Source organism: Mesorhizobium sp. P5_C1 (assembly GCF_054049815.1).
Window position 1 is genome coordinate 1 of record NZ_JBFULQ010000265.1, and the last position, 7,551, is coordinate 7,551.

Sequence of the window (7,551 nt, forward strand, 5' to 3'; positions counted from 1 at the left end):
GCACCTGCTCGCTGGCCCGGTAAGAGCCGTCATGCTCGAGCAGTTTCTGATAGAGCGGCAAGGAAACCCCTTCGGAGATTGGCATTACGCCCACCGAAGTCAGCAGCGGCTTGAGCGCTTGCGCCGCGCGCAGGCCGCCGGAGACGCCACCATAGCTGAAGATGGCGGCGGGTTTGTATTTCCACTCGCGTGCGAGATAGTCGATCGCGTTGATGATCGCCGGAGCGGCGAAATAATTGTATTCCGGCGCCACGAAGACGAAGGCGTCGGCGGCATCGATCGCCTTCGACCAGGCCTTGGTGTGGTCGTTCTGATAGTTGCCGAGCTTGGGGTGATGCGGCTCGTCCAGAACCGGCAGATTGAACGCGGCGATGTCGGTCAGCACCGGTTCGAATTTCCCGTGCTTGCGTGCGAATGCCTCCAGCCATTTGGCGAAAACCGGTCCGGCACGGCCGGGCCGCGTGCTGCCGATGATGATGTTCAACTGGTGCTTCAAGGCGGGCTCCTTCGATGGGCAGTATCTGTTGGTGACTGCGACCTACGGCAGAGCAGCGCTGCGGACAAGGCGGCAGCTCAGGGGGAACGGTCACAATTGGCTGAACAGACTGTCCGCCTTCGCATTTCAGGCTGCGCTTCGGTCACATGGACGCCTGGATTGCCAGCCACTACATTGAGATATCAGCGGAGCACCCGATGGACGTCCAGCCCGCCCCCTTCGTTCCCCCGGCGCCAAAGCCGCGCACGACGCCGCCCTCGACGCTGGAGATGATCCGCATCGTCTACCGCAATCCGCTCGAATTGTGGGGCGAGCATACCTACAACGAGCCCTGGATTTCGGTGAATGGCATTGGTGGACATCTGGTCGTCGCCAACGATCCCGGCCTCATCCGCCACGTGCTGGTCGACAATGCCAAGAACTACAAGATGGCGACGGTGCGCCAGAAGATCCTGCGGCCGATCCTGCGCGACGGCCTGCTGACCGCCGAGGGCGAGGTCTGGAAGCGTTCGCGCAAGGCGATGGCGCCGGTGTTCACACCGCGCCACATCTTCGGCTTCGCCGAGCCGATGCTCAGGCGCACGCAAGAGTTCGTCGCCCGCTACGAGGGTGGCGGCACGTCCGACATCGCCCATGACATGACGCTGCTCACCTATGACATCCTGGCCGAGACGCTATTTTCCGGCGAGATCGCTGGCCAGCCGGGCAGTTTTGCCAATGAGATCGACCGGCTGTTCGAGACCATGGGCCGCGTCGATCCGCTCGACCTGTTGCGCGCGCCCGATTGGCTGCCACGGCTCACCCGCATCCGTGGTCGCAAGACCATGGCCTATTTCCGCAAGATCGTCACCGACACGGTCAAGCTGCGCGAACAGAAATTCAAGCGCGACCCCGAGGCCGTGCCGCAGGATTTCCTGACGCTCCTGCTCAAGGCCGAGGGGCCTGACGGGCTGACGCGGGCCGAGGTCGAGGACAACATCATCACCTTCATCGGCGCCGGCCACGAGACCACGGCGCGTGCACTCGGCTGGACGCTTTACTGTCTCGCGGAATCGCCATGGGAGCGCGACAGGGTCGAGCAGGAGATCGACCGGGTGTTGGCGCGCGAGCCCGATTCGACGAAATGGCTCGATGCCATGCCGTTCACACGTGCGGCTTTCGACGAGGCGCTCAGGCTCTATCCGCCGGCGCCGTCGATCAACCGCGAGCCGATCGAGCCGGAAATGTGGAAGGATCTTTACATCCCGAAATACGCTGCGGTGCTGGTCATGCCATGGGTCGTCCATCGCCACAGGAAACTGTGGGACCGGCCCGACGCCTTTATGCCGGAGCGCTTCCACCCGGGAAACCGCGAGAAGATCGATCGCTTCCAGTATCTGCCGTTTGGCGCGGGCCCACGCGTCTGCATCGGCGCCAGCTTCGCCATGCAGGAGGCGATCATCGCGCTCGCCATCATGCTGTCGCGCTTCCGCTTCGACACCACGGCCGAGACGAAACCCTGGCCGGTGCAGAAGCTGACCACCCAGCCGCAAGGCGGATTGCCGATGCAGGTCACGCCGCGTTAGAGCAGCTCTCCGTTTCACGGAAACGGCGAACGGCTCTAACTCTTTGTTTTGACGCAATTCCCTAAGGGAAAGCGCTACGCGCGTGCATTGACTTATGCTGCGGGCTTGCGCTGCTGGAACTGGCCGGCGGCGCGGAAGCGCCAGAGGTAGCTGGGCAGGATCGTGGCGATCGATTGCGGCTGGATGCCAAGCCCGGCCAATGTCCGATTGGCCTTGGCCGCCGCGTCCGAAACGACGTTGTGCTCGCGCAGCTGCATCACCTGGTCCTTGGTCAGCAGCGGATTGGGTAGGAGGCCGAGGATCGAGGCCTGCATATTCGCCACCCACCATGGCACCGGCACCAGCAGGCGCTTGCGTTCGGTGACCTCAAGCAGTTCTTCCATGCATTCCTTGAAGGTCAGCACCTTGGGGCCGCCAAGCTCGTAGATATGGCCGCCATCGACCTTGCCGTCGACGGAGCGTGCCACCGCTTCGGCGACGTCGCCGACATAGACCGGCTGGAACTTGGTCTGGCCGCCGCCGATCAGCGGCAGCACCGGCGAATAGCGCGCCATGTTGGCGAAGCGGTTGAAGAAACTGTCCTCGGGCCCGAAAATGATCGACGGCCGGAAGATCACGGCGTCCCTGATCGTCTCCAGGACGGCCTTTTCGCCAAGCGCCTTGGTGCGTGCGTAGTCCGATCCGGAGTCTAGATCGGCACCAAGCGCTGAAATATGGGTGAGGCCGGCGCCGACGGCGCGCGCCGCTTCAGCCACCGCGCGGGCGCCGAACTCATGCACCGTGGAGAATTTCTGCCGGCCGCTCTGATGCAGGATGGCGACCAGATTGACGACATGATCGGCACCTTGCACGGCGCGGTCGACCGACCAGCGGACGCGCACATTGGCCTGCACCGGCTGGATCTGGCCAACATTGCCGAGCGGCTGCAGATGGCCGGCGAGATCGGGCCGCCGGCAGGCGACCCGGATGCGATAGCCGCGCTTGGCCAGCGCGCGCACGACATGGCGGCCGACAAAGCCTGAGCCGCCAAATACGACGACGAGCTTTGGGGTCTGCAGGATTTCGGTCATGGCTGGCTCCGGCGCTCGCAAGCTTGGCTGAAGCCGTTTCATAATCCGTTTCGCGCCAAAGGCAAAGGGCGACGCGTGGTCGCTGCCGCCCTTGTTTCGATCTGTTAGAACGCCTTGCCGATGCGGGCGTCGACCGAGTGGCGGTTGCCGCCACGAATAACGAAGAAGAGCAGGATCGCGGCCCACAGAAGCGACTTCTCGGCACCCGAAAAGCCCTGGCTCATCGTGACCCAGTGGAACCAGACCGTGACCAGCAGCACAGACAGGCCAGCAAAGGCGGCCGGCCGCGTCAAAAGGCCGATGGCAATGAAGATGCCGCCGAAGAATTCCGTGCAGGCCAGAAGCAACGACCACAAGGCGCCGGGATAGAAGCCGAGGCCCTCGACCATTTCGGCGGCGCCGAAAGGATTGGTGATCTTCTGCGAGCCATGGATGGCCAGGAACGCACCGGCGACGACGCGAAGAACGGTTTCACCGGCGTCATGCAGCGACGAATACAGGCGGCCAAGCACTGGAACGATCAGCTTGCCGCGGGAGGCGTTAGTGGTCACGGACATCGTAGCTCCTGTTTTTGTGATAGTCCCTTGCAAACGCCCGATGGCTCCATCAAGTCAAGTTAACAAAAGTTAACTTTCATCATCATGTTTTGGGCCATAGAACGAAACACAGAAAACCCCGCCGCAGCGGGGTTTTCCGGGTGACATCATGCGAAGCCAGGGGCCGACGGAGCGGCCTGACCTGAGACGGTATCAGGAGGGCGTGAAGCAAGTACGCCCACCCCAGCCCTGGACATCCGACATGGTGCCGCCAACCTTCTTGCAGGCCGCGATGAAATCGGCGCTGCAGTTGGCGAATTTTGCATGGCCGTTCTTGCAGTAATGATCCTCGGTGGCGCCGCCGCTCGGAGCGGTGATGACGCCGGGCGCGGACGGCTTGACCGGCGCGGCCTTCAAGGAGGCAGCCTGTGTGGCGCCCATGAACGAGCCGAGAAGAAGGACGGCGGTCAGCATGGTGAGCTTGGTGTTGGTCATGGCAATTTCCTTTTGATTTTGGGTGGGTTTTCGAGGCGCAAAGGGACATCCCCTGCGTGAAACAGGCTTTCGCTTTCGGTTTGCTGTTCCCCTCGGTGTGGATCGGGCAAGCTCGCCTTGCCCTGGACATAGCTGGGTCGCTGCGATGCGCTGAAAGGTTCAGCAGCACGCAAAGAAAATTTGCACCGCAGCTCGCCTTGGGCGGGCAGTCTTCAGATAACTAGCTGATAAATAAGCGGATTATTCAGGAAGAATAACGTGCGGCGAATTCGGAAATGCGCTGCACCACCGCCTTTGGCGCGGTGATGCCCCGCGCCTGTGCCTTCTCGGCGGCTTCGGCCCGGGCACGCCCTGGCACATGCACGCCGAAGCGCCGCCGCAGCCGGTCGAGCTGGTCCTTCATGCGCTGCTCGAAATCGGGATCGAGCAGCTTGGGCTCGACGGCAAGCACGAACAGCCCGGTTCCTGGACTGTCCGGCCCGCCGGTGAACCATGGCGCGTCGAGCGACCAGTTGGCGCCCGACAGGCCAGCCGCCAGCACTTCGACCATCAGCGCGATGTTGGCGCCGCGCTGGCCGCCGAAGGCAAGCATGGCGCCCTTCATGGCGGCGGCCGGATCGGTGGTCGGGTTGCCGCTCGCATCCAGCGCCCAGCCTTCGGGGATTTTTTTGCCGTCTTCCGCCGCCTTGCGGATGTTGACGAAGGCGGTAGCGCTCGACGACTGGTCGATGACCAGCGGCGCGCCGTCGGCGGCAGGTGCTGCAAACGACATCGGGTTGGTGCAGTAGACCGGCTTGACCGAGCCTGAGCCGGCGAGCACCGCCGGGCCATTGGTGGCGGCGAACGACACCAGCCCGAGTTCGGCCAGCCTGCCGGTGAAGTAGCCGAGCGCGCCGCATGTATAGGCGTTCTTCTGCGAGAAGATGGCGACGCCGAACAGCTTTGCCGCCTTGGCGAGGTCGTCGATGGTGCGATCGAAGCCGGTATGCGCCAGCCCGCCGCGCGCGTCGGAGAGATAGACCGCCAGCGCCGGCCGGGTGATCACCGGGTCGGCATTGCCGTCGATGCGTCCGGCTTCGAGCGCCTCGAGATAATCGATGAAATGCGACAGCCCGACGGTCGAAAGTCCTTCCGACTCGGCGGCGATGATCGAAGCGGTGAGCGATTGCGCCGCTTCCTCATTGGCTCCGGCGCCAAGCGCCGCCATCCGGCAAAGTCCTTTTGCCTGGTCGAGACTGAGTTGCATCATGGCTGCCTCTAAGCGAGTAGGGTGTGGTGGCTAGTGAATAGAGGATGCGGCGCGCCGCTTCTACCCGCTATTCGCTGCTGGCTGCTCGCTAGCCGATCTTGTTGGGGATCCGCGCCTCGATCCTGCTGAAGGCGAAGACCAGGATGCCGGTGATCGTCATGTAGATCAGCGCCAGCAGCAGCAAGGGTTCGTAGGTCAGGTAGGTGTCCTGCCGCACCTTGGACGAGACGGCGAAGATATCGATGACGCTGATCGTCGCCACCAGCGGCGTCGACTTCAATTGCAGCACGGTTTCGCCGGTCAGCGTCGGCAGCGCACGATAGAACGCTTGTGGCAGCCAGATGCGCCGAAATGTCTTCCATCGGGTCATGCCGAAGGCGCGGGCGGCCTCAAGCTGGCCCTTGGGAACACCGGCAAAGGCGCCGCGCATCACCTCACCCTCATACCCGGCGAAAGACAAGGTCAATGCCAGGACGCCATAAGGCCAGGCTTGCCGCAGATACGGCCACATCCAGGATTCGCGGATCCACGGGTATTGCGGAAACAGCGAGCCCAGGCCGTAGTAGAGCAGCCACAGCTGGATCAGCAGCGGCGTGCCCCGGATTACCGTGCAGAAGACCTTGGCCGGTGCGGCGAACCAGAAGGAGCCGGTCGCTTGCGCCAGCCCGAGCGGCACGGCGAGCAGGAAGCCCAGCACGCAGGTGACGGCCAGGATCCACAGCGAGCGCCAGATGCCCAGCATTCCCATTTCATAATACTGCGGCAGCCAGTCCCACCGCATGAAAAAGGTGGCTCCCAGAACCAGCCCCAACGCCACAAGGATCAGCACAATGCGGTGCGGCTGCAACCACAGCGACGTTCGCGCGACGATATTGATAATGGCCGTTTCACCGGTCATCAGCGCGCCTCCTTGAGCGAAGGCATGCCGCGCCGCGACCAGGCCTCGATACGGCCGATGATCAGATTGGAAAACAGCGACAGCAGCAGATAGAGCACGCCGGCGGCGAAAAAGAAGGTGAAATAGGCTTTGGTGACGCCCGCGGCCTGCCGCGTTGCCAGCGCCAGTTCATAGAAGCCGACGACCGCCAGCAGCGCGGTGTCCTTGGTGGCGATCAGCCAGAGATTGGCGAGGCCCGGTATGGCGAAGGGCAGCATGGCCGGCAAGGTGATGCGCCGCAGCAGTAGGCCGGGAGACATTCCATAGGCGCGGGCGGCTTCGATCTGGCCTTGCGGAATGGCCAGGATCGCGCCGCGTATCACTTCGGTCGAATAAGCGCCCTGGACAAATCCGAGCACGGCGATGCCGGCGGCAAGGCCGCTGATGTCGACGCGCTGATAACCCATTGCCGTCAGTGCCTGGTTGATCAGGTCGGTTCCGGCATAATACAGCAGCAGGATCAGCACCAGTTCGGGCACGGCGCGCACGATGGTGGTGTAGACGGCCAGGAGATCGCGTACCACCGGCCCGCCATAGAGCTTGCCATAGGCGCCTCCGGTGCCGATCAGAAGGCCGAGGCACGTGGCGCCCAGCGCGATCTCGATCGAATGGAGCAATCCAACCAAGAGAGCTCCGCCCCAGCCCGGCGGGTAGGGCGAGAGAAGCTCGATGATGCCGGCCGCGGAGGCCGAAAGAAGTGCGTCGATCAGCGTCGTCCCCGAATTGCTGGCGTCAGCCGCTGTCAATTCTCGTCAGCGGAAAGCGTGCGTGGACAGGTTCCGGCGAAACCGCACGGCGCGATGCCGTGCGGTTGTTGCTCATGCGTGGACGACGTCAGTTCGACTGCGTCGGGCCGCCGTAAATGTCGAAATCGAAGTACTTCTTCGAGATTTCGTCATACTTGCCGTTGGCGCGGATGGCCTTGATGCCGGCGTTGATCTTGTCCTTCAGCTCGGTGTCCTCCTTGCGCACGCCCGCGCCGACGCCCGGTCCGAGCACTTCATCGTCCGGAGCCACCATGCCCTTGAGGTCGCAGCACGCCTTGCCCTGATCCGACTTGAGGAATTCGCCAAGCGCGATGGAATCGGCCTGCACCGCGTCGAGACGGCCGGCGGCAAGATCGTTGTTGGCCTCGTCCTGGGTCTGGTATTCCTTGATCTCGGCCGCCTCGGTGAAGTGCTTTTTGGCGTAGACGGCATGCAC

At 63.3% G+C, this 7,551-nt stretch carries 9 protein-coding genes; 1 reads left to right on the forward strand and 8 read right to left on the reverse strand.

The window, feature by feature from the left end; genetic code table 11:
- On the reverse strand, positions 1-496 hold a 496-nt coding region (locus ACXJ7R_RS19740; RefSeq protein ID WP_457153313.1), incomplete at its 3' end, for an NADPH-dependent FMN reductase.
- Between the two features lie 197 nt (positions 497-693).
- Between ACXJ7R_RS19740 and ACXJ7R_RS19745 the strand changes: the two genes are divergently transcribed.
- Positions 694-2,061, forward strand: a complete 1,368-nt coding sequence (locus ACXJ7R_RS19745; protein WP_457153314.1) for a cytochrome P450 — start codon at positions 694-696, stop codon at positions 2,059-2,061.
- 92 nt (positions 2,062-2,153) lie between these two features.
- Here the strand turns inward: ACXJ7R_RS19745 and ACXJ7R_RS19750 are convergent, their stop codons facing one another.
- From ACXJ7R_RS19750 to ACXJ7R_RS19780, 7 genes are all read right to left on the reverse strand, one after another.
- Positions 2,154-3,131 (reverse strand): complex I NDUFA9 subunit family protein, encoded by a 978-nt coding sequence (locus tag ACXJ7R_RS19750; RefSeq protein ID WP_457153315.1) that lies wholly within the window; start codon positions 3,129-3,131, stop codon positions 2,154-2,156.
- A gap of 104 nt (positions 3,132-3,235) precedes the next feature.
- Positions 3,236-3,688 carry a DoxX family protein gene (locus tag ACXJ7R_RS19755; RefSeq protein ID WP_457153316.1) on the reverse strand — a complete coding sequence of 151 codons (453 nt, stop codon included), beginning with the start codon at positions 3,686-3,688 and terminating at the stop codon, positions 3,236-3,238.
- Positions 3,689-3,880: 192 nt separating this feature from the next.
- Positions 3,881-4,162, reverse strand: a complete 282-nt coding sequence (locus ACXJ7R_RS19760) for a hypothetical protein (RefSeq protein WP_095082943.1) — start codon at positions 4,160-4,162, stop codon at positions 3,881-3,883.
- Positions 4,163-4,406: 244 nt separating this feature from the next.
- Positions 4,407-5,408, reverse strand: a complete 1,002-nt coding sequence (locus ACXJ7R_RS19765; protein ID WP_167392072.1) for an Ldh family oxidoreductase — start codon at positions 5,406-5,408, stop codon at positions 4,407-4,409.
- 91 nt (positions 5,409-5,499) lie between these two features.
- Positions 5,500-6,309 carry an ABC transporter permease gene (locus ACXJ7R_RS19770; RefSeq protein WP_457153317.1) on the reverse strand — a complete coding sequence of 270 codons (810 nt, stop codon included), beginning with the start codon at positions 6,307-6,309 and terminating at the stop codon, positions 5,500-5,502.
- A complete protein-coding gene (locus ACXJ7R_RS19775; RefSeq protein WP_206073704.1) occupies positions 6,309-7,022 on the reverse strand; it encodes an ABC transporter permease in 714 nt (237 codons plus the stop codon). The genes ACXJ7R_RS19770 and ACXJ7R_RS19775 overlap by 1 nt, the downstream gene beginning before the upstream one ends.
- Positions 7,023-7,182: 160 nt before the next feature.
- Positions 7,183-7,551: transporter substrate-binding domain-containing protein (locus ACXJ7R_RS19780; protein ID WP_457153318.1), on the reverse strand; the 369-nt coding region annotated here is incomplete at its 5' end.